Raw genomic sequence first — 21,915 nt, forward strand, 5'->3', positions numbered from 1 at the left:
GGTGTTCAATTGGGTGCTCCCGTATTTGCCGGCCCGCTCTGCACGCCGGAATGCGTGTGGGTACTGCCCACGTCCTTGCCGTTGTTGCGCAGCGTACCCAGCGTGTTCATGTCGCCTTGCCAGGTGGACGTGCCGCCCAAGGATCCGCCGCCCTGCCGCACCGTGCCGTTAAGCACGATCTGGGGAGAGTTCAACGCGCATTGCGCGCTGGCGTTCAATTCGATGTCGGGCGCGCTGACTGTCACCTTGGAGGGTGAGACCACGTTGATGCCGCCGGCCGTGAACTGCACGTACTGGACCGGCGTCCCATTCAGCAGACCACCGAAATACAGTCCATCCGCCATGTCGTGCGAACGCCAGGAACCAGGGTTGTTCTGCGCCTTCGAAGTCTTCACTAGCGAGATGTCCCGATTCGCGAAAGCCGCCATCCCGATATCGCCGGCCTTCGGGTCCAGGATGATGGCGTCCGCTCCGCCCTGCAGGCGGAAGTAAGGAAGGCGATGCAGGACGCCATGTGGCACGGCATTGCCGGCCCCATCGAGCTGGTTGATGAGCGGCTGCACGTCGACGAAGCCCACGGGCGACAGCCCGCCTGCGTTTGTCACCGACACCACCTTGACCAGCGTCGCCGTGCTGACTCGGAGCAGGGCCTGGCTGATGAGGAACTGCAAGGCCCCGTACTCGCTGTCGCCCTGGCCGGCTTGCGCCAGACCTGCGTATCCGTATTGCTCAGCCATGGAGATTCCTTTCGCACTTGACCTGGGACAGCCAGGCGCCGCCGGGGACCTCAGCCTCCAGATGATGTGACAAGCCCGTTATCGTCCATTCGCCATTCGCGACCTCGATCGCGCTCGTCACCAGCACTTTCTTTCCCACCGAGAAATCCGGGTTGTAGAGACTTCTGAGCGAAATGCCGCTGCCCGTGAACGCCGGATAACCGATGAGACCCGTCTGCGGCGAAATGGCGATCGGATCGCCCTTCCTGCAACCATCGGGGGGCCAGATGGCAAGCGTGCCGCGGTCAATCGTGTAATTGATGCGCGCGGCCTGGGCGCAGTTGCGCATTTGATCCATGTCGGTCCCGGACAGATACGGGTTGGCAAGGACGATATCCTCCCCATATTTTTCGCAGGCATAGCCCATTGATTCTGCAATTTCGCTCGCGATCCCATGGACTCCCGTGGGACCCGGATATGACTTGGCAGGCACGGGCTTCATCTCTTTGGCACCGGCGACTTGCGCCAGGACATTGAGCACGCCCTCAGGGGCTTTTTCATAGTCCGCCCATGCAGCGTCGATGTCTCCCTCATAAACTACCCGCGCGATGCTGAGATCATCCACGGCGCTGATGCTGACAAGGTTCTTCCCCCGGCGCTCCTTGGACTTAAGTCCGATCGCCGTCAGCCTGTTCATCATTTCCTGATTCAACCCATAGATCAGCAGCTTCACCCGACTGCTTTCGCCTGCGGCGTGGGCTGGGATATTCACTGAAGCGCGGTAACCGCTAAGCGTAATATCCGGCCCCTTCTCGTCGCCGAGCTTCCCCAGCCCCAGGCTGATGGTCACGTCTATCCGGCGTTTGACAAGGCTCATAGCTCCAGCGGCTCCATGTAGGCCAGGACAAAACGCGATCCGAGCCCCTGGTACTGCGGATCGGCATGCCCCTGGGTATCGACAAACGCCAGATCGCCGACAAAGCCCAAATAGCGGGAACGCACGAGCCGCACCCGGTCATGGCACAGCACCGTCGCCACTATCGGCGCATTGTCGACTTCAAGATCCAGATAAACCCCTGTCGACTTCTGGTAGACGGAGATCTGGCAGTTCTGGCCGGACAGCACGACGCTGAGCGTTTGCGCCGGCGCGGGCTTTAGCGGAATCCTTTTCATTGGATAGGCTCCAGTTCTCCCACCTTGTTCTGGTCTCGCCGGGGATAGGCATCAATCTCGAACGCCTGCACCTGGCCGTTACTCTGCTCGCCCGCGCCGCTGGGCTCGCGCGTGGCCAAGGACTGCAAAACCGCTGTCTGCCGGACTTCACGCAGCGTCAGCTCGACCAGCAGCAGGTTGGACCCGTTCCGGTCGCCGCGGCTGTACTCGTACTTCACCAGATTGGCCGAGGGATAGACGATCTCGGGCGTCGCGACGGCATACAGCTCTGTACTGCCCACGATCCGCTTCAGCGCGGACAACATGATGTCGCGCGACGCCTGGTCGCCGGCATGCGCCAGCTTGATGGTCGCTTCGTAGGGCGTGTCTACCTTGTTGAAGGACGAGAAGCCGCCTTGCTCCACGGGAAAGCTGGATATCTGGCCGCTCTGATTGAATTTGATGCTCACGAAGGTTTCGAAGACCAGAACCTGCCGCCCGTCCTTGCCGTACACGCCCCAACGGGGAGGACTGAACATTTGATCGGTCAACGCTGCAAGTCCGAAGTCGGCCTGTTGAGGGATGGAAGGAATGGTCGTCTCGCGGAAGACCGCGGGTACGCCCGGACTCCTCGGGACATCGGGATAAGGAATGAATGGCATCAGAACATCCCCGAATTGCCTTGTTGGACGAGATTGTGGCCACGCCCTGTCCTCCCCAATTCCCGAGCGATGCCCGGACCATCCGTCGCCTGGGTCATGATCGTGATGGGGCCGTGGATATGCGTTTCGGACGTATTGTTGGTGGTCGTCGTGCTGCTCGGAATGCCGGCAGCGCTGGCTTGCGCTGCCGCAGCTGTAGTAGCCGCAGCCGCGGCGCCACGTTCCTGATCTTCGAGGAAAAGCGTCCCATGGATTGCCCCGGCAGCGGCGACGAGTTTGCGCTCTTCGCTTGAACTGTCCCCCTCGGACTTGCTTAATCCAAAGTGGCGGTACACGGCCACGCCGGCTTGGGCCGGGGTGGCAGCAGCGGCCAGATGTACTCCAGCCCTACGCCTGGTGTTCTTCAACTCCCAGGCGGCGAAATCCAGCTGCTGTTCGACCGTGGACTCGCGCATGTCCATGCCATATACGCGCTTGAACTCGGCCTGGCGTCGCGGATTCCATAGTCCGATGCCGGCAGAAACGCCATCCGCACCCACGGCCCTGGGGTCCAAGTTGCTTTGGGCCTGCAGGTTGGCCACCAGTCCCACGGCAGCCTCCCGGGCATAGCCCTTGGACTCGAAGTACCTGACCGCATCGATAACCTCCCGGCTCTTCAGCGCGGGATTTCTCATCGCCGCCAAGGTTTCATCCTCGCCTGAGTTCAAGCCCTTGCTACCGACCAACAACGCGGCGCCTGCCGCGACAGGTCCCGCCGCTCTCAACGCCACAGGTCCCAGGCCTCTCAACGCACCCAGACCAGTCGCCGCGCCAGCGCCACCGAGGGTTCCGAGAGCCTTAGCCACGGCCCCCAATGCAGAAGCCAGATCCAGCAGGGAACTCACCCAGGACAGAATCTTGAGCGCCCCCAGCGCGAGCAAGACGTTTTGCCATCCTCCCACCGCCTGCGCTGCCGAATCGGCTGCATCGACGAACTTCACGATGGCCTGCACCGCGCCATCGACCCACCCGACAATTTCGTCGCGGTTCTCAAGCAGATAATCGCCCCAGCCCTGGGCGAGCGAGATAAGCCGCTCAAACGCCGGCATGAGCGCCAGCAGCACCTTGATACTCACCGATTCAAAGGTGTCGCGCAGGTCCAGGTAGCGGTCGCGCAGCTGCGAGGCAGCTTCCGCATCGTTGCTGGAGATGGCGGCGCGTTTCTCCTGGACCTGAAGCAGCCGTTCGAGCTCGTCTGGCCCGCGCTTGAACAGATTGAACAGGCCTTCGCTGATGCCCATGTCCTGGGCGGCCAGCGCGGCCTGGGCCCTGTCCTTCTGGTAAAGATCGGCAATGATCCTCGACCTGGCCAGCAGGTAGGTGTTCCCATCCTTGAGGTCGCCGACATTGCCGCCGTTGCGAAAGAACCCAGGCAACGAGTCCGCGGTGGATCCGCGGTTGAATCTGGCGACCTCGACCGAGGATTCCCTCAGTTGCGCGGAAATGGCTTCGGCAGTTCCGCCCGCCCGCTCGGCCGCCTTCTGCCACGCGGACAGCCGCTCGGTGCTCATATCCAGATTCTGGGCCATTTGGGCCAGACTGACCGCACCGGAGAAGCTGTCCGCCGCGAAGCGCTTCGGATCGAACCCCGCAGTGACGAGCAAGGCATCGATGATGGTGGCCATGCAATTACCTCGGTTCAGCTAGGACGCGCCTGTTGTGTGCGTCCACCGCAATCACCTCAAGCAAGTTGTACAGGTCCTCGGCACCATAGACCGTCTGCAGATCGTGCAGCAGGCCCGGGTGCCGGGAAATCACCACGCCAATAATCCGGGGAATATTGGCGTAGCGGATCAGGCGCGTGCCGCCGCTGTGGACTTGGAGCCCGAAGTCGATGGGGCGGCGGCTGTAAAAAAATCCAGGTGCAAGCCCAGGACTTTCTTGCGCAGCGTGAACAGGGTGGCCACCTCCTCGACATCGCCGGACATGAGCTCGCGCGTCACATTCGGGCTGGGCTGGATCTGCACGCAATCCATCATCTTGTCCAGCAGCGGCTTGGCGCTGTCGAAAGGCAGCTTGGCGATGGCCTTCATGCCCATGGCGGCCACGCCGGCCAGCCCTGCTTCGGCGATGTTGTCCGGGATTTCCACCCCGGCGTTCATCAACGAAAACAGCGCCCGGCCGGCCCATTCCTCGGCCTCGTAGGCAGAAAGCTCCGTCAGGATGAACACCTTGCCCTTGTCGCGCCCTTCGGCGCCGATGGTCAGGGTTGTCTGCTTTCTGGCCATGTCACACCAACGCCGGCGAGACGTTCTGCCAGGTGATCTGGAACGCCATGGGTTGGAGCATCGCCTTGGCGTCCGGCGCCGGCGGAATCTGCGTCAACACGCCGCGGGTCAGCGTGTACTTGCGATCGATCGACGGGATGTTGAGAGTGCCGTTTGCATAGAACACTTCCCGGGCCGTTTCGCTGGCCGCCATCCAGATCTCGAAGACGCGCATGGACGGGGAGTCGGGCTGGATCGTGATGATCTGCACGCGGGGAACCGGCACGTAGCTGGCCGACATGCGGCCGTCCACGCCCATGGTTACCTGCGCGGGCGTGGCAGCCTCGAAGGTGAAGGCACTTTCGGAGGCATAGCCCTCGATCTTCTGCGGCACCGGAAACACGCCGCCCACCGCAAGCATCAGAACCGAGTTGGCACTGGTCAAAGTCGCCATGTTGAATCCTTAAAGAATGGCCAGCGAGGCCAGGGTGATCTGCTGGACGGAACCGCCGTCCAGGTACCAGAACGTCAAGGGCGGCGTGCCGCGGGCCTCTCGCACCTGCGGGGTCGCGTCCTTGATCTGCAGATACCAGCCGCGGGTCTGGAGCGTGTCGGAGATATCCACGCCGGCTTGGCTGTTGATCTGCGCCTTCTGCTGGCTCGACAGCGTCACGCCGGCGCGGATGGCGCCGAAGTTGACCGCTGCGTTGATCGGGTCCAGGCAGGCAGCGTCGATCAGCGTGTAGCCGTCGATGTTGTAGGGGATGGAGTTCACCTGGGTCAGCAACGTCATCAGCGCCTGTTGGAATGCCGCGTTCAGCCAGATCTGGTTGACGTAGGTGTCGACCCACTTCCAGTTGCCGCTGACCTGCCCCGGATAAAGAAAGCGGAAGCGGTCATTGCTGGTGGCGTAGTCGCCGTAGAAGTTGTAGCCGTTGTCGATCAGCGTCTGCGCGGTGGTGGCGTCGGTCACGGAGAATGCGAGGCCCGACTGGCCCTTGAACGCCAGCGTGGCGCGGCCGTTGGTACGTTCGAAGTCGAGCGACGCCACCATGCCCAGCACAAAGGCCGCGTGCTGAACGTCCTTGTAGACCGGCACTGAGCCGGAGTACTCGTTGGCGCTGACGATGGCGGCCCAGTTGGACGTATTGCCCTGCTGCGTGGCGGTGACGTCAGTGTCCCAGCCGACGTAGGCGTAGCGATCGCCCTGGGCATTGGTCCAGGCCGAAAATGCCACCTTGCCGGCCGTATCGGGTTCGAACGTCGTCATGAACGCCGCCCAGTTCTGGGTCAGGTCGGTGATCCGGCCCATGTCCACTGCCGGAACGCCAACCGCCGCGCCCTGCGACAGAACCGCGGCCGTGCCCTGCGTCAGCTTCAAGCCCGACGCGAGGGTGCCGCTGCCGTAGGACACCGTGCTGGCGGCGCCGTCGGTGGCCGAGGTGATCACAAAGGCGGCGCGCTGCGCGTCATAGGTGCAACTTGCGCCCAGGGTGGTGAACGCCGCCTCGATGGTTGCAGCGGCATTCGAAAAACTCGTCGCCGTCGACAGGTCGATGCTGGCGGAGGTCTTGGCCACGCCATCAACGGTCACCGTGAGGATGCCGGACAGCGCCTGCAGCTGGGTCAGCGTCACCGTGGCCATGGAGCCGCTACGCAGATAGGCCGAAGCGGCTGCCGTCGGATACTGGGCGAACAGTAGATTGCCCGGCTTGCGGGTCGAGTTGTCGAACCCGTTGAAGTAGACGTCGGCCAGGGCGGCCTCGGTCGAGGTCGGACCGAAGAAGCGCTGTACGTCGCGCGCGGTCGCGAAACTCTGGACGGCGCCGATGGGGACGGCGGTATCGTTGGTCAGGATCAGGCCGTTCAAGTCGAGCGCCGATCCGCCGGCTGCGATCACGCCAGGGACTACCTGGACGATTTCACTGGCGGGAATGGACATAGCGTTAAGCTCCCGTAGGGTAGGTGGTGTCGGCCTCGATGAGGCCCACGTGAAGTTGGTCCGCGAACTGCTGCGGCACGGTGATGGATGGGTTGAACTGCAGGACGGCGTCGAATGACCACCGCTCGAAGGTCGGGCTTGCTCCACTCTCAAAGGGCAATTGCTTGAGCTCGCCCGCGTGTAGCGGCTGAGCTCGCCCCAGGTTCCCCAGGAACTCGCACCCGTACTGGCTGCGCCAGGCGATCGATAGCGTGAGCGCCAGATCCTGGGCCCGCGCCCCGTAGCCCTCCACCCGGACAGACCACTGCGTGGCCTGCGTCATGCTGCGCGTCCCCGCCGCGGGCGACGGATCGGCGTAGGTCATGACCGGGGCAGAGAGTCCAAGCGCGGCCAGCGGCGTGACGACGATGCACTCGCGCGGCGGAGTGGGAACCCAATTGGGCAGGCCGCGGACCACTTCGCAGTCGACCAAGGTCTTGAAGAATGCGACGAGGTCCGCTACCAGCTGGTCTTCTGTGATGCTGATCTGAACGCTCATGGAGTTGGAGTCCTGCCAAAGAAGTAAGCATCGAAACGAAGCGCCAAAATGCAAAAGCCCCGGCACTTGGCCGGGGCTGCATTTGCTAGGGGCGCAAAGCCCCGGGCCCATTGTGACCGATTGCGTGACCTGAGAAACCAGGTCTTGTGACGGAACCGTCACATGCCATGCGGAATCGAGTCAGAACCCTGCCGACAAGGCCAAGGCAACATGCCGAAAAGCAAAAAGCCCCGGCGCTTGGCCGAGGCTTCATTTCCTGGGGACGCAATGCCCCGGACCCATTGTGACCGATTGCGTGACCTAAGGGACGGGAGCTTGTGACGGAACCGTCACACGCCATGCATAGGTCCGCCCGTGGCCGCCTTCTGCAGGTTCCTGAATCAGCACGCTGCCGGTATCCTGCAGCGCATCCATGGCCCGCTGAATCCCTCTTTGCATGCGCGTCTTTTCCGGCAGGGACAAAGACCGGCCATGCGACACGTGCCGCACCAGCTCCATCAAGCGGAATGAGCGCCCGGGATAGCAGGCCATCAAATCCATCACCTCGTGCGCGTACTTCACGCCAGCCTCCTTTCGACCAGGCTGCGAAACAGGCCCAGGTACAGTTTGTATTCGGTTTCGGTCAGGGCCACGCCTGTCGTATCGGCGATCCAGTCCAGGGCTTTCGCCACGCGCGCCCGACCTTCCAGCTGGCCGAACATCACGTGCTTCTGCGGGTACTCGGCGATGATGATCATGCGCTCGTGCCAGGGCAGCGCGGCGTGCATCGCCTCGACCACCATGGCGTGGTGATGGTTGATGGGCCGGTAGTCCTCCTCTTCGGAGAGGTACACCTCCATGTTCCCCACCGTAGCGCCGGACCAGGTCCACCGTACCCAGTTCCATATCAAATCGTCGCCCGTCAATTTACTCATCAGCCACCTCGCATTGTTTACCTGTCTTGCCGTTGGGACCGTTCTTCAGACGGTCCGCTGTTTCCTGGCTTTCGCCCTTGGCGCGCTGGATCATGTCGGCGATGCCCTTGCTCGGGTAATCGCCGCGCGCGATGCGCACTTCCCACTTTTCGATCCAGCTCCGATGCGGGCGCCCACGGTCCCTAAATATCTTCTGCGCGCCCATTTTCTTGAGCGCCGCCTCGGCCTCGGCGCGCGTCGCCACGGTCTGTCCGGGCGCCGGTAGCGCCGGGCGCGGCAACGGGATGTCCGCCCATGCGCCCTTCGCCAGTTCCTCGTTCAAGGTCTTCTCCCACCGCGCCTTGATCGCCCCATAGGTGCAGCCCAGCAGATCCACCGTGCTGACGCCCACCGCGGCCCAGTACACCGCCGGATGCGACCAGGCGCCAAGCTCGCCCCGCCTGCGGGCGGACATGCCGCGCACCGCCTCGTGATAGGCCACTTCCGGGACCATCCATGGGCAGCATGATTTGATGAACTGCGGCAGCGTCGGCGGCCATTCCTGGGTGAGGCAAGCAACCAGGCCACGGCGTACCTGGACTTCATCCAGGCCTGCCAGCTTCTGATTCCATGAATCTTTCAGCTCCCGCGCCGTCAGGCCCTGCCATTGCTGCGCGAACTTGGCGCCGTACATCAGCAGCATTTCATTCACCACCAGCGCCCCCAGGGCGGCGGGCTGGACGTCAGCGGCTGGCATCGATCATCCCCATGTATCGTTCGCGCGGGCGGCCTTGGTCGGCCAGGACCTCGCGCAGTTCATCGGTCCAGTCGGCCAGGCGCTGCGCCCTGCCTGTCGTGGGGTTGTTCCGGGTACGCGGAGGAAAGAGGCCCTGATACCCGCCCGCGATGCTGTTTGCGATCACGGCGCCCGGCTGGTGCCCTTCGGCGAGATAGCCAGCAAGCTGCTGCAACTGACGCCTGGCGCCCTGCTCGGTCACCGGCTTTTTGCGTGCCTTGCGATCGGCAATCCAGCTGACCCAGTCCTCGCGATCGAGCCAATCCGGGAGATCGATCACGGAGGCGTCGAATGCGCTGCCTCGCTTGCGAGGGGTGGAGGGGTGATCTTCTGGTTCCTGGTTCTTGGTTCCTGGTTCTTGGTTAGCTTCCGATCCGGATTTTTCCCGGCCATGGCCGGGTTCCTCGTCGGAACCCATGGGAAACCCGCTGGGTTGTTCCGGACTGCGGTCGCCCTGCCTCGGCCGGCCTCCCCGCCTGCCGTTGGCTTTGGCGGTCTCGGCCTTGAGGTGATAAGCGGCAATCTCCACGTCCGCGCGCTTGTTGTGCCAATGGCCGTCTCGCAGAACGAAGAACTCGGACAGGACCTGCGTGGCGGCTTCCCTTTCTTCCTCGGTCCGCGCCCCCACCCACCGGAATACCTGCTGCAGGTGGTCCACGATGGGCTGCTCTTCCGCGTAGTAGCGGCGCAGCAAACGGCTATAAATGGCATCCTCAATCAGGCTCAGGTGCGCCGTGGCCTGGGCGTAGTCGCCTATGTTGTGGCTGTAGTAGTTCATGCGTGCTCCTGCATCCTCCGCCCGTTCTTACCCGGCTATCATTTTTAAATCTTAGAATGCTAAGATTCTAAATGCAAGCCAACTAAGATTGTTTTTGTTTAGCATCCTAAGATGACCTTTCAGAAGCGAATCACACAGGCGTTCAACGAGGAAGCGGCCCGCCGGGCGGACGCGGCCGAACCACGCCTGACCAAGACAGACCTATGGAAGGCCGCAGGCGCCTCTTCCGGCGCGGCAACGCATTGGTTCAATGGCTCCAACGGCATGGACATGGCAACCTGCATCAAGGTTGCCCCGCTGCTGCGCGTGAACGCGCAATGGCTGTATGACGGCAGCCCGCCGAAACTGCCTGCACGCGATGGCTCCCTTGCAGCCGCTGCGCTGGCAATTCCCCCTGCGCCCTGGCCCTTCCCCGGCATCCCGGAAGAACAGGTGCGCGCCTTGCCCCCGGACCAGTTGAACAAGCTGCAGGGCGCGCTTGCATTGGCGATCGCTCAACTGAAGTTGGGAATCGATGTCTCGCCTACCCCTGCCGCGCCGCCGATGCCGACGGTCCTGCGCAGCGACTCGCTGATAGACACCTATCTGTCGCGCGACGAATTCCCCCTGCGCATCGATGGCCTGCCCGCGGCGCCGTGGGAGGGCGGCAAGACCACGCACCAGACCGAGCGCGAAGGCCGCGTCCGGATCAGCACGCAGACTGGCGTGGTGGCCAATGTGGGAGTGGGTGAGCCGCCCGCGGCCAACGACAGATTCGAGAAGGTTCCCGAGCTGGCCGACGTGCGCCTGGCGGCGGGCGACCCCATCGAAAACCACGCCGAAGAGCAGACCGGCATGATCCAGTTCCGCAAGTCATTCCTGCGGTCGGTAGGCGCGGACAACGGCAAGGGGCGCGTCGTGTACGCGAAAGGCGACAGCATGGAACCCGTCATCCGCGACGGCGCCGCGCTGCTGGTGGTCCCCAACGAAAACCTGACGCTGCGGGACATTGCGTCTGGTGGCGTCTATGCCATCAACTATGACGGCAAGATGATCGTGAAGACGGTGGCCAGGGAACGGCTTACCGGGCAATGGGTGGCGCGGTCGTTCAATCCCTTGCACGATGACATACCGCTGGAGAACGGGGCATCGGTGCGGGTACTGGGGCGGGTGGTGTGGGCGGGCGCGCGGCTGCGGGATGATGAGGCGGGGCAGTGGCGGCCCGAATGATGTGAACGTCGGGGCCTCGTCTTGCGGGTAAGCGCAGGAGCCACCTCCGGGTGGCTTTTTGCTTGTCTGGCCTCGCCCCGCTTTTCCGTTCTGCACAAAGAAAGCGGCCAATGAAAAAAGGCACTCCGCTTTCGCGTGAGTGCCTTATCTTCACTAAATTCTTGGGGTGGCTGATGGGGCTCGAACCCACGACAACTGGAATCACAATCCCATGCCAGTGAGCAGCTTTCCTTTGATTATTCAATACCTTACAGCCAATCAGTTTTCAACAAGAACTCCCCGTAGCTCACCAATTAATGAGCCTCTCCTTAGGCCCGTTGAAAAAAATCGACGACATCCAGGACCTCCGACAACAGTCAACCGACCGGCTTGATTGTCGTTTCAAGTCCAGGCGCAGCATCTGGTCCGAAGCGTCTCCAAGTCAGTTATCTGGGCACAAGGTTGCCCGTAAGACACTGTAAATAAACTGGCTCTGCCCCTCTGCGGCAGGGCGGTTTCTCCCCGCTCCGCAAGGCCTGCCGGCCTTCTGCGAGCAGTTAACACCTGTCGACATCCACGCGCGACGGGTCACCCCCAGGAAAGCTCCCCTATGAGGTCGATACCCCATGCGGACGCAGTTGCGTCCCGCTGCCAGCGCGCGTCCTTCGAATTTCCGTCGACTGCACGCGATGCCCGCCACGCCGCTCGCACCTGGTTCGAAGCGGCGCCCGAAATGAGCCCCGCCAAGTACCGCGATGAGCAGTTCATTGAGCACTGCAAGGGCAAGGCCGACTCTCCCCTCGAGCGCCGGATTCGGCGAGACGCATTCAAACAGGCATTCGCGGAAGCCATGGGGCACATCGTCGTGGAGGAGGCCCGTTTACATGCGCACCCTGCTTGAACGCCCGATAACGTTCCGGCTTTCCGATGCCGCACGCCGTCGTTACGAGCAAGCCGCAGCGGAGCGCGGCATGACGTTATCAGCACACCTGCGTGATCGCCTTGAAACCGACGACCAGGTCGCCGAGCACATTTCGCAGTTGCGTCTCACCCTGTTGGATGGCGGCGCAGTGGGACAACAGGAGGTGTCGCTATTGCCCATCCTGCTGGAATTGTTGCTGCTCACTCGTAGGAACAGCCCTCCCGGCGACCTTCGTGCCGTCCATCTCGAACTGGACCGTCAAGGCGTCACGCCCTGGACTGCCCCTTAACCCCAGAAATCCCTTCCGTCTATGAAAACTGCTTCCGCCGCCTTTAGATTGCTCTGCTTTGCGATCCTCCTGCTGCCACAGACCGTATCCGCAGAGCAAGGAGGCCCACTCCCTCCGCTCCCGGCGCCTCCGGAGGATAGGCTGCCTCAGCTGGTCAGCGAGAACCTGCAAAGAAATACCTGGTTCTCGGCAGATGGGTCGGACTGGGGCATCAAGGTCCAAGAGGGCCAGTACGTTGAGGTGTATCTGTCGCCGCTTGCCTGTCAACGTTGGCTCCAGGAAGGCAAACGGGCAAAGCCGCGGAGCCTGCATATAAATGGCAACCCGGTGAACAAAGCCGCCTGCTTTAGCGGCGTCAACAAGGCGCAGTACATACAAACCCCGCTCGATGCACTGGACTTCGAGGCACTTCTTTTTAGCAAGCGCCAGATCGACCGCGTCCAACCCTAAGCGCAGCTCAGCTTAGCCAAGCGTCTCACCTGGTTCCACTGCGCGTCGGCCCACGAACGCGGAGCCTTTCTATCTCGGCGAATTCGCCAAGCTCCCTGCGGAGTATCCCCCATGCAAGCTCTCCATTTGGCTGCCCTATTCTCGGCGGCCTGCCTCCTTTCGGCCTGCGGATTTGTCCCTCCCGCCCCGCCGGTGCCGCCTGACTCCGGGCGGATCCTTATCAACCACGCGGCCCCCCGCACCGTTCTACCGGGTAAAACGCCTGCCGCCATCGCTTCGGCTGACATCCCCCCGATCCCAGTCCCGGAAGCGCCGCCCAAAGTCCAGACTGCTCCAGCGGCGTCGGACGCGTCGGCCGGCCCTACAAGGCCACCCGCCCCGGCTCCGGCAGCAAACGGCGAAAGCAAGGACACGCCGCAGACTCCTCTGGCGCCCCAACCTTCTGACGCGGCGGCTAGCTCCCAGGTCGCGGCAGCGTCTGCTTCTGTAGTCACGGTCGAGCTAACGCCTCAGGAACCGGTATCAGAACCGGAAGTCGTGGCGCCGCCGAAACAAATCTGGCGCATCAGCCCGCAAGACGGGACGGTTCGGCAAGCGCTCGTGCGCTGGGCCTCGGATGCCAACTGGACTTTCGGGCCTGACCAGTGGGAACTGAACTTCGACCTCCCAATCCAGGCCCCGGCCGAGTTTGAGGCGGACTCCTTCCAAGAAGCTACCCAGGCGCTCTCGCAAGCGGTCGCCATGAGCGAATCGCCGATCCGCCCCTGCTTTTACGGCAACCGCGTGCTCCGCATGGTGCCGTTCACCCGCAGCTGCAACCGATCCCCCGCCACGCAATCCTAGCCGTGGCGTTGACCAGGAAATCCAATGAATGCTTACCGCACCGCACTGACGGCGGTCATGCTGGCTGCCCTCGCTGGCTGCTCGGCCCTGCAGGCCACCGACCGAGTCGAATCCCGCGCAGCCCTCCGTCAAGCCGACGGCACCCTCGCGCTGGACCACTTCAAGCTCAAAGCCGGAGACGTCGACCGCGCAAAGGGCCAGGTCGTCGAGCTGCCGTGGATCGCGGGCCGACCCCAGCCGCTGGCCCGCGAAGTCACCCTGCCCCCGGCGCTCAGGGCAAACGTCAATACGACGCTGCTCTTTGAAAACAACTCCGCCGATCTGAAGACGCTGGCCGACAGGATTCAGATCGCCACGGGCATCCTGACCCAGGTAACTGCCGACGCGCTGCTCCCCGCCGAATACTTCTTGCCGCGCTTGGCGGGCGATCTCGGCACGGTAAACCCCCTAAGCCTGGGAGCGAGCACCGCTGACACACTCGTCCCGGCACTCATACCGGGTGCTGCGGTAGATCGCATCGCCGGTCCAGCGCTGCCCCAGGGTGTGGCGCGTACGAAGATGGCTCCCTTGCCGGCCGGTCAAGCCCCGCTGGCCTCGGTTCTGGACGCCATCGCGCTACGTCTGGGCGTGTACTGGCGCTACGACGACAAGATCGGCGCGCTGCGCTTTTACCGGACCGAAACAAAGAGCTACGTCGTCCGCACGCCCACCCAGGCGGCCGAAGAAAACCTGCAGCGCGATATCAAGTCGACGAACTCGATGTTGGCGGACAGAACCAGTGCGGGCACGAAGGATGAAGCGCGCGAGCTGACGGCGGTTGTCAGCAAGGTCAGCCAGTTTCTGAGCCGCGCCGGCGTCATCAAGGCGGCGGACGGCGCGTCGAACACGATTGTGGTGACCGACACAAAGGAAGCCCAGGACCGGATCGGCGAATTTCTCGATGCGGAGAATCGCCAAATGACCCGCCGCGTACGCCTGGTCTTCGAAGAAATCACGGTGCAGAGCGATCGCATCAACCAAGGAAGCGTGGACTGGACCATTCTTTTCAACAGCCTGGGCCGAGAGAACACTGCCTCCGGAATCGGCGTCGCACCCATGTTGGATGCTGCCAAAGCCGCTGGCAGCATAGGCGCCAGAGTGGGAAGTGGCCCCTTCGCAGGCACCAACCTCGCGCTGTCCGCACTCTCGCAACTTGGCTCGATCATCGATCACAAGAGCATTCCCCTCCTGATGCAGAATCGCCGCCCAGGCAAGTACGACACGCGGCGCACCTTCGACTACATCAAGGATCTGCAGCAGACGCAAAGCACATCCGACACCTCGTCCCCCACCGTGACGGTCACGCAGGACACAAAGACCGTCGGTACGTTCCTCACCGTGGTGCCCGATGCGCAAGACGACGGCCAGGTGCTGTTGACCATTGCCTACGACGACAGCCGGCTCATCGAAATGAAGAAAGAGCCAGTTGGATCCCGCGATGATCAGTCCTTCGTCCAGCAGACCGATATCGGCGGTCAGGGCCGGGTGCAGCAGGTGATGGTTCGCCCTGGTGAGCAAGTTGTCATTGGCGGCTACCAGCAGTCCGCAGACAACTCCACGCGGCGGCGCCTTGATGACAAGGCGCCGATGCTCGCCGGCGGGTCGGATGCTTCGCAAGAGAAGCAGATGCTCACGGTCGTTCTGGTTACGGCCATTCCTGAAGAAGGATTCTGACGTGGCACGACGTGAGAAGACCCCGCGGCGGCTGAGTTATCGGCTCGTCGCCATCCCCGGCACATCGAATCAGCTCGTCCTTGGCATTCGCTGGCAGACGGTCCTCGGTGAGGATCTGCAGAAAGAAGCGCTGCGCCTGGCACGCAAAGTGAAGGCCACGCACTTTGTTCACAGTGATGCCCGAAGTCCTTCCGTGGGGCTTCTCGTCGCCAAAGGCAAGGAGCGCCGCGCAAAAACACGCGCCAGTCTGTTCTCGGCGGCGTCCGCGTTTGCACAGATGCACCGCCACGGCACGCACATCGTGGCGCTCAATCTGCCGGACAAATCCGTATGGATCGCCGTCATTGTCGCCGGTGTGGTCCAGGCCGGCGGCGACACGGTCTTTGCAGATGCCCAGGCAGCTCAACGCGCCCTGGACGAGGCGCTGTCACGCTACGGCGAGGCGCAGCTGCACGGAGACCGCACGCAATCGAGACCGTTCTCCCTGCAACAGCTCGCCGCTCATACGAACCAGCAGGCGTCCCTGCGCAGGGCCGGCTTCAGTCTCGCGATGGTCTCGCCCTTCTGGTGGACCATCCTTGGCCTATTCCTGGTGTACGAGGCGTGGGACATCAGCATGGGCCTCTGGGATGATCGACAGGCACGAATTGCCCAGGAGTTGCTGGCTGCGCAGCCCGAGATTGACCCAGCCACGCTGTGGACAAAGGCCATTACGGCCTGGGCAAAGACTGCTCGGACACTCGGCGAGCCGGGGCTAACCCCGCTGCTGCAACAAGTGGAGTCCGTGCCGACCGAGCCCGGCCGCTGGAAGCTCATCGAGGTGGACTGCCGACCGCAGGCACGCAGCTGCTCGGCGAAGTACCAGCGCACGCGGCTCGCGGACAATCGCACCTTGCACGCGGCCTTGCCGTCGACCTGGAAGATCGACCATCCCGATCTGGAAACGGCAAACGCCTCCTGGACCATCCCTGGCGCGCTGGCATCGCAGACCCTGGTGCTTGCAGACTTGCCCGACGCAAAGGCGATGCGGCAGGCCTGGGAGCCGTCCTGGCAGGCGTTGCGCCCGGCGCTGCAAGACCTGTCGTTGTCGCCGCCGGGACAAGTGGCGATCACGGTGCCAAACATCAAGCTATCGAACGGGCTGGAACAACCCGTGGTCAGGCCCAAAGAAATCAAGCTTCCGGCAACGCGCGCGCTCGTCATCAATGCGCCGCTGCGATCGCTTTATGGCCTGGCGCTACCGCGAACCACCGAAGTCACGCAACTGCAGATACGCTTTATGCCGGACACAAGCCCAGGCCTCACGACCAGCGCATTCGTGACAACGCTCAAAGGAACCATCTATGTTGAATCGCAATGAACGCAAGTGGCGAAGCCAATTCATCGCCGCCGCCGCCACAGCGGTCACTCTATCCATTCCCCTATCTGTGTCGGCGCAGATTCCCGTCTTCGGTGTAGATGCCGTCAACATAGCCCTGCCAATTCCGCGGACTGTACAAGAGCTCCTGGAGCTTGATGCCCAGCGCGCACTCGATGAGGAAAAGCGCAAGGCGCAATCCGCAAATGGCGGAGGCGCGCAGCTAGCCGCTTCCGGCCCGCCTACCGCCCAGGCCGCCAAGCCAAGCTCTGAGCCCGCACCCGTTGTCGCCCCGCCTCGGCTTCTCGCCATCACCGGCGTGGGCAAACAGTTGACGGTGATGGTCGACCAGGCAGGTCGCAGGGCGCATTACCGCACCGGCCAAGCCGAGCCGGTGGCCGGCGCTGATCTCGGACTGCGCCTGCAGGCCGTTTCGCAGCCTTGCGCAAGCTTCGTTGACGAGTCGCAGGATGTGGTCACCTACTGCCTCAATCGGGGAACACCATGATTTCAAGCATCATTCAATGGGTTCGGCGGCTCAAACGCACGGTGCATGTCAGCCTGCGCGAACAAGAGGAGATGCCGGTCCTGGACATGCACGCAGCGACGTCGGCAATGTCCACCAGTGCCGCCCACCAGCACATCGATTCATTCGCGGACATTGCCCAAATGCACCCGGCGTTCAGGACGCTCAAGGTCGACTGGTGCGGTTCGACATCGGCAGTCACCGCGTGCGTGGCCGAGCTTGAGGGACCTCGCTATGTGGTGTTCGTCAAGCCACGCGAAATCGACTCGGACATTTTCCGCGCCGTTGAGCAACGCGCCGTCGACGCGGCAAAAGGGCCGGTCCAGATCTATACGATCAACCCGGTCATTCTGCTGACCCTCGTCAGAGAGCGGATGCAAGGCCAAGACGTGATCCAGCGAAGCACCCGCATTCGCGGCCAGAACGAAAGATCTGCGGTGCGCCAAGGGTTCTACGACATCGTGTCCTGGGCGGTTCGCAACGACGCGAGCGATCTGCATTTGAATATCGACACGACTGCGGCGACATCGCGCATCAGCGCCACCATCGACGGCCAGTACACCACGCCCGAGCAGCTCGCGATGCCCACGCAGCAGCTCGTTGACATGGCCAGCGTCGCTTGGCTGGACGTCAGCGGCGGCAATGGCCTATTCCTTGACATGGCCAATGAACAACAGGGACGTCTGTATGAGGTGGTGGACGAGCGCAGCTACATGCTTCGCTGGGGTTCATTCATTGCAGACAAGGGTCCGTCCATCACACTGCGCTTACTCGACGTTGACTCCAAGGTGCAAAAGGTTGACATGGCCGACCTTGGCTACCTCCCGTCGCAAATCGCGCAATTTGAGCGTGCGACGCGCAGCATGGGTGGCGCCATCGCGATGGGCGGCATACCTGGCTCCGGCAAGACAGTGAGCATCGCCCAACTTATCGTGCGCCTACCAAGAACGCGCAAGACCATGTCCATCGAAGACCCGGTTGAACTCATCTTGGAAGCGGTGCTGCAGGCAAGCCTCTCACGGTCCCTCGATGGCTCGGATCGCGACACCATGAAGTCCAAACTCATGGCTCTGAAGCGTGCCGCGGCCAGCGACGTCTTCCTTGGTGAGATTCGCGATGTCCTCACGGGTGCGGCGTTTCAAGACATCGTGCTATCGGGAAGCAACCTTTACTGCACGACGCACGTGGGCAGTGCCCTCGCCATTCCACAGCGCTTTTCCTCGAGCGAGATCGGGATACCACGCGGCACGCTGGGCACGCCTGGCGTGTTAAAGCTGCTTGTTCACCAGTCCCTGATGCCCAAGCTGTGCAGTTGCGCCCTTCCTGCTGCGGCGCTTCTGGACGGTGCCGAGGACCGGATGGGCGTCAAACGGGATAGGACAACCTGGCAGCGGTATTTGGCCGACATCGAGACCCTTTACGACTTCGGCTCCGAGCCGATCAAGGTCAGGAATCCGGAGGGGTGCGAACACTGCCGCAAAAAGGGCATCCCGGAACTCTTCGGCTACGCGAGGCGGACTGCGGTAGCAGAACTTTTCGAACCCTCCAGCGACCCGGACGCACTTCGCGCCATTACGAGCGGCGACGAGATCCGCCTAAGAGAGATCTTCGCCAGCCAGCGCTCCGCCCGGTACGACGAGCCCGACATGCAAGGCAAATCCACCATGGAATGCGCCGTCTACAAGATGAGCCAAGGCATGATCGATCCGCGGGACATTGAGCCCCACTTCACGGCGTACGCGACACTTTTGCGCCAAAGGAAAAAGGGATGAAGATTCCTTTCTACTTCACGCGGGTCGGCCAGGCCGCTAAGAAGTTCGCGCGTGCCCGCGCGGACTGGTATGAATACTTGGCGGACATGACGGAGGACACGCAGGGGCGCCGGACATTTCTCAGCATTCTCGACGCCGATGCACAGCGCTACGGAAGGAGTGCCCGTGGCGTCCTGTCCGCATACTGGGCGCATCGCATCGTCGAAACCGGCGAGCTGGGCACTACCTTGCACCGGACGCTTCCTCAGCGAGAGGTTGCGGAATTCGTTTCCCTGCAAACTCAAGGTCAGGCGGTTTTCGCGGGCGGTCTTCGCGACATGGCTGCCGTCGTACGTCTGACGGCAAAGCTGCGAGGCATCCTTGTTCGAACGCTGGCAGTGGCTGCACTGATGCTGTTCTTAGTGTGGGCCATGGTGATGCTCGCCGTTCCCTATGTCACTGCACCAATGCTGCAGGATGCAATGCCAGACATACGGTTCGAGCTGCTCAGTCCATCCACGCAGGCATTCTTCGACATGGCGCATTGGATCCGGGACAAGGGTGTCCGCCTCTGGCTGGTGTCAATAGCCTTCGGCGTTGCCGTCCATTTCTCATTTCCCTATATGGACAACGCACTGCGCCGGTGGCTGGATAAGTGGGGGCCCTACCGCCTCTACCGCGACGTGCAGGCCATCGCCGTAGTGAGCACGGCAGCAACGGCTGTAAAGCCCCGTGCCGGCAAGGTCATGCAAATCCGGCACGCGATAGAACTGCAGTTACCTGGAGCGACCCGCTGGCTTACCCGTCGACTGCAGGCTGTCCAAAATCGGCTCGACGAAGCGAAAAAAGGAGCAGAAATCTTCGACGTCGGGCTGCTGGACCGCGAGATCTACTGGTACCTCGAAGACCTCACCAACACGCTCGGCCTAGACACGGCGCTGCAAATGACCCGGGCGCGCATGGAGACCACCATCCTCAAGCGCGTGGAAGGGCGCGCCAAGGCCCTTCGATGGGTGGCACTTCTTGGCGCTGTCATCGTCATGGCAGGCCTCTTCTTTTGGCACCAAAGCGTAATCATGGACATGCGCAACGCAATCATGATCGACGCAATGTCGTGAAGAGCGAAAGACCGTCGCCTCACGATTCACACAAATTCAACCGGATAATTTGGAACCCATAATGCAACAACTGAACACAGCAAATCGCCGCGCCATTCAGCGCGCTGCGTCCAATAACTTGCGCCGCCAAGGCGGTTGGTCCTTGATCGAGATCGGCGCGGTAATCGCTATCGTGATCTTCCTTGTGGTAGTTAACTATCCGTCCATCAAGGGGTACTTCATCCAAGGCCGGGTGCCTGCAGCAGCTGGTGAGCTGCAGCGCTTCATGTCCACGGCCCGGATCATGGGCGAAGGCGACACTGCAACGCCGTATGCGTCCATCAACAACGCGCAGAACCTGGCGCCTTCGATGCGCGACTCCACTGTCTTCAAGGTGACGGGCAGTACGGTGGCGCACCGGCTGGGCGGCAGGGGAGTCGGTTCGAATGGCACTATCACCATCGCCCCGGCTGCGCTGGGCGGTGGCGCATCCGGCAGTGCCTTATCCCTGACCGTCACGAACGTGAACCACCGCGCGTGCCCCGTTCTCGCTTCCATCATGAACGGCGTCTCCGAGATGATCAGCGTTAACGGCACGGTCGCGAAGACGCTGGGAGCGAACAACGAATCGGGTTCCTTCAACGCGGTGACCGCTCAAGATCTCTGCGTGAACGGTGACAACAACACGTTCGTCTTCGCCACCCGCTGATCGCCCGAGAACGCGTCAGGGCGTGTCAGCAGCACGCCCGATAGGGCTTCCGAAGGAGACGAACCCATGAAACTATCCCAAACACGGTTGCGCCGGCGAGCGCACTCGCAAGCGGGCTTCACCTTGGTGGAGGTCATGGTCGCCGTGGCGATCGTCACACTCTTGGCCGTACTTGCCGCCCGAGACCTGAGACGCCAGGGCGACGAGAGCGCGGCCGAAGCCACCGGTCGGTATCTGATGCAAATTCGTGGCGCAGTCGTCGACCTGCAGCTAAAGCACGAGGCCTGGCTGCGCGGCGAAGACCTCACCGGGTTGCCCGCCGGTTCGTATCCCCCGCCTCCGGCTTTGACCTGGGCCAGCGTGGCCGGCGCGCAAGTCGCGCGGGGCGGCATGGCCGACCTCACGGCGTTGGGACTGCTGCCAGCGACCATCCCGCGATATCCTGCCTTGGGCGATGTAGCGCGGTTCATCCTGGTCCGCCAAGGTGCCTGCCCAGGCGATGAATGCCGCACCAGCGCCTTCGTCTACGCCTGCCATCCCATCAGCGCAGTGCGCAGCCTGCGGCAGAACGCCGAATGCACGCAGCCTACAGTGAACCGTAGCGTTTACGACCAAACCCTCCTGAGCAAAGTGGTCCTGGCTGCTGATGGCTACGGTGGCCATGACGCGCGCGGGTCGGCAAACGTCCGCGGCCCTCTGATGGACATTCCACGTGCCTGGTTTGATTTCGGTACACAACCGGGGCATGCGGTCATCGCTGCAAGTCTGAATGCCACTCCCTTCGGCCAGTTTGTGCGCCACGGGGAAACCAGACCGGTCACATTCAACAACACCCTGACGGTGGCCGGTGCGATTCAGACAAACACAGGCCTACTGCTCAATACGGCCGTTGCGCCTGGCGCGGCGTGCGCGCCGGAAGGGTTATACGCGTCTACCGCAAACAAGCTGCTTGCCGTTTGCACCGGTGGCGTGTGGTTCGCCCAAACCGGCCACGTAATCACGGGCACGTACGGCGACCTTCCCAACGACGCTGCAATCCCGGCTGTCACATGCCCGGCAGGGCTGTCACCCTGGCGGCAGGTCGCGCTACAGGCGGTCGACGCTACGGCGCGCGGCGGCGACATCAACATCGGCGGCGCGGTCGGCGGCAGCATCCAGGGCTCCGGCTACGTCAATGCCGCGGGTGCCGTTTCGGTCGGCGGTTCCTTCAGTGGCACATTTCAGAACTCTGGAAATAGCTACGTCCGCATGGCGCAGCGCGCCAGCATCACCGGTGACCGCGTCGTGATTTCACCCCCAGACATGGGCGCCCGCGCCTCGGTGATCCAAGGCTGCAAGAACTAGCTC

25 protein-coding genes are annotated in these 21,915 nt (G+C 62.6%); 12 read left to right on the forward strand and 13 right to left on the reverse strand.

Annotated elements, in window-relative coordinates; all coding sequences use genetic code 11:
- Positions 1-5 precede the first annotated feature (5 nt).
- From IPU70_RS15350 to IPU70_RS15410, 13 genes are all read right to left on the reverse strand, one after another.
- Positions 6-737: a Gp138 family membrane-puncturing spike protein gene (locus IPU70_RS15350; protein WP_207468420.1), complete on the reverse strand. Its 732-nt coding sequence runs from the start codon at positions 735-737 to the stop codon at positions 6-8.
- Positions 730-1,593 carry a hypothetical protein gene (locus IPU70_RS15355; protein WP_207468423.1) on the reverse strand — a complete coding sequence of 288 codons (864 nt, stop codon included), beginning with the start codon at positions 1,591-1,593 and terminating at the stop codon, positions 730-732. The genes IPU70_RS15350 and IPU70_RS15355 overlap by 8 nt, the downstream gene beginning before the upstream one ends.
- Positions 1,590-1,889, reverse strand: a complete 300-nt coding sequence (locus IPU70_RS15360) for a hypothetical protein (protein WP_207468425.1) — start codon at positions 1,887-1,889, stop codon at positions 1,590-1,592. The genes IPU70_RS15355 and IPU70_RS15360 overlap by 4 nt, the downstream gene beginning before the upstream one ends.
- Positions 1,886-2,407, reverse strand: a complete 522-nt coding sequence (locus IPU70_RS15365; protein ID WP_207468427.1) for a phage baseplate protein — start codon at positions 2,405-2,407, stop codon at positions 1,886-1,888. Before IPU70_RS15365 ends, IPU70_RS15360 begins: the two co-directional genes overlap by 4 nt.
- A gap of 122 nt (positions 2,408-2,529) precedes the next feature.
- On the reverse strand, positions 2,530-4,194 hold the full coding sequence (locus tag IPU70_RS15370) for a phage tail tip lysozyme (protein ID WP_207468429.1): 1,665 nt from the start codon (positions 4,192-4,194) through the stop codon (positions 2,530-2,532).
- A 168-nt stretch (positions 4,195-4,362) separates the two neighbouring features.
- Complete coding sequence (locus IPU70_RS15375; RefSeq protein ID WP_207468430.1) at positions 4,363-4,797, reverse strand: hypothetical protein; 435 nt, start codon at positions 4,795-4,797, stop codon at positions 4,363-4,365.
- 1 nt (position 4,798) lies between these two features.
- Positions 4,799-5,230, reverse strand: a complete 432-nt coding sequence (locus tag IPU70_RS15380; protein ID WP_013395258.1) for a hypothetical protein — start codon at positions 5,228-5,230, stop codon at positions 4,799-4,801.
- Positions 5,231-5,239: 9 nt separating this feature from the next.
- A complete protein-coding gene (locus IPU70_RS15385; RefSeq protein WP_207468432.1) occupies positions 5,240-6,718 on the reverse strand; it encodes a DUF3383 domain-containing protein in 1,479 nt (492 codons plus the stop codon).
- Positions 6,719-6,722: 4 nt separating this feature from the next.
- Positions 6,723-7,256 (reverse strand): hypothetical protein, encoded by a 534-nt coding sequence (locus tag IPU70_RS15390; RefSeq protein WP_207468434.1) that lies wholly within the window; start codon positions 7,254-7,256, stop codon positions 6,723-6,725.
- A gap of 300 nt (positions 7,257-7,556) precedes the next feature.
- Positions 7,557-7,817 (reverse strand): hypothetical protein, encoded by a 261-nt coding sequence (locus IPU70_RS15395; protein ID WP_207468436.1) that lies wholly within the window; start codon positions 7,815-7,817, stop codon positions 7,557-7,559.
- Positions 7,814-8,170, reverse strand: a complete 357-nt coding sequence (locus IPU70_RS15400) for a hypothetical protein (RefSeq protein ID WP_207468437.1) — start codon at positions 8,168-8,170, stop codon at positions 7,814-7,816. Before IPU70_RS15400 ends, IPU70_RS15395 begins: the two co-directional genes overlap by 4 nt.
- Positions 8,163-8,852, reverse strand: coding sequence for a hypothetical protein (locus tag IPU70_RS15405; protein ID WP_371818953.1), 690 nt, complete (start codon positions 8,850-8,852; stop codon positions 8,163-8,165). Before IPU70_RS15405 ends, IPU70_RS15400 begins: the two co-directional genes overlap by 8 nt.
- Before the next feature lie 40 nt (positions 8,853-8,892).
- Complete coding sequence (locus IPU70_RS15410) at positions 8,893-9,723, reverse strand: YdaU family protein (RefSeq protein ID WP_207468441.1); 831 nt, start codon at positions 9,721-9,723, stop codon at positions 8,893-8,895.
- A 111-nt stretch (positions 9,724-9,834) separates the two neighbouring features.
- On the opposite strand from IPU70_RS15410, the gene IPU70_RS15415 reads away from it, so the two are divergent.
- The 12 genes from IPU70_RS15415 to IPU70_RS15470 all read left to right on the forward strand — a co-directional run bounded on the left by IPU70_RS15415 (position 9,835) and on the right by IPU70_RS15470 (position 21,912).
- Positions 9,835-10,932: a helix-turn-helix transcriptional regulator gene (locus IPU70_RS15415; protein WP_207468443.1), complete on the forward strand. Its 1,098-nt coding sequence runs from the start codon at positions 9,835-9,837 to the stop codon at positions 10,930-10,932.
- A 589-nt stretch (positions 10,933-11,521) separates the two neighbouring features.
- A complete protein-coding gene (locus tag IPU70_RS15420) occupies positions 11,522-11,812 on the forward strand; it encodes a hypothetical protein (RefSeq protein WP_207468444.1) in 291 nt (96 codons plus the stop codon).
- Complete coding sequence (locus IPU70_RS15425; protein WP_207468446.1) at positions 11,796-12,122, forward strand: hypothetical protein; 327 nt, start codon at positions 11,796-11,798, stop codon at positions 12,120-12,122. The genes IPU70_RS15420 and IPU70_RS15425 overlap by 17 nt, the downstream gene beginning before the upstream one ends.
- Positions 12,123-12,143: 21 nt before the next feature.
- Positions 12,144-12,572: a hypothetical protein gene (locus IPU70_RS15430; protein WP_207468449.1), complete on the forward strand. Its 429-nt coding sequence runs from the start codon at positions 12,144-12,146 to the stop codon at positions 12,570-12,572.
- Between the two features lie 537 nt (positions 12,573-13,109).
- Positions 13,110-13,415: a TcpQ domain-containing protein gene (locus IPU70_RS33095; protein ID WP_207468451.1), complete on the forward strand. Its 306-nt coding sequence runs from the start codon at positions 13,110-13,112 to the stop codon at positions 13,413-13,415.
- 24 nt (positions 13,416-13,439) lie between these two features.
- Complete coding sequence (locus IPU70_RS15440) at positions 13,440-15,128, forward strand: type II secretion system protein GspD (protein ID WP_207468453.1); 1,689 nt, start codon at positions 13,440-13,442, stop codon at positions 15,126-15,128.
- A 1-nt stretch (position 15,129) separates the two neighbouring features.
- A complete protein-coding gene (locus IPU70_RS15445) occupies positions 15,130-16,488 on the forward strand; it encodes a hypothetical protein (RefSeq protein WP_207468455.1) in 1,359 nt (452 codons plus the stop codon).
- Positions 16,472-16,993 (forward strand): hypothetical protein, encoded by a 522-nt coding sequence (locus IPU70_RS15450; protein WP_207468457.1) that lies wholly within the window; start codon positions 16,472-16,474, stop codon positions 16,991-16,993. The genes IPU70_RS15445 and IPU70_RS15450 overlap by 17 nt, the downstream gene beginning before the upstream one ends.
- The gene (locus IPU70_RS15455; protein WP_207468459.1) at positions 16,990-18,783 is read left to right on the forward strand and encodes an ATPase, T2SS/T4P/T4SS family; all 1,794 of its coding nucleotides are present in this window, start codon (positions 16,990-16,992) and stop codon (positions 18,781-18,783) included. The genes IPU70_RS15450 and IPU70_RS15455 overlap by 4 nt, the downstream gene beginning before the upstream one ends.
- Positions 18,780-19,880 carry a hypothetical protein gene (locus IPU70_RS15460; protein WP_207468460.1) on the forward strand — a complete coding sequence of 367 codons (1,101 nt, stop codon included), beginning with the start codon at positions 18,780-18,782 and terminating at the stop codon, positions 19,878-19,880. Before IPU70_RS15455 ends, IPU70_RS15460 begins: the two co-directional genes overlap by 4 nt.
- Before the next feature lie 61 nt (positions 19,881-19,941).
- A complete protein-coding gene (locus IPU70_RS15465) occupies positions 19,942-20,568 on the forward strand; it encodes a Tfp pilus assembly protein FimT/FimU (protein WP_207468463.1) in 627 nt (208 codons plus the stop codon).
- Positions 20,569-20,634: 66 nt separating this feature from the next.
- Entirely contained in the window at positions 20,635-21,912 is a 1,278-nt protein-coding gene (locus tag IPU70_RS15470; protein WP_207468464.1) for a type II secretion system protein, read from the forward strand.
- The last annotated feature ends 3 nt before the right edge of the window (positions 21,913-21,915 follow it).

It is taken from the genome of Achromobacter sp. SD115 (genome assembly GCF_017355315.1).
In the GTDB taxonomy this organism is placed as follows: Bacteria; Pseudomonadota; Gammaproteobacteria; order Burkholderiales; family Burkholderiaceae_B; genus Achromobacter; species Achromobacter xylosoxidans_B.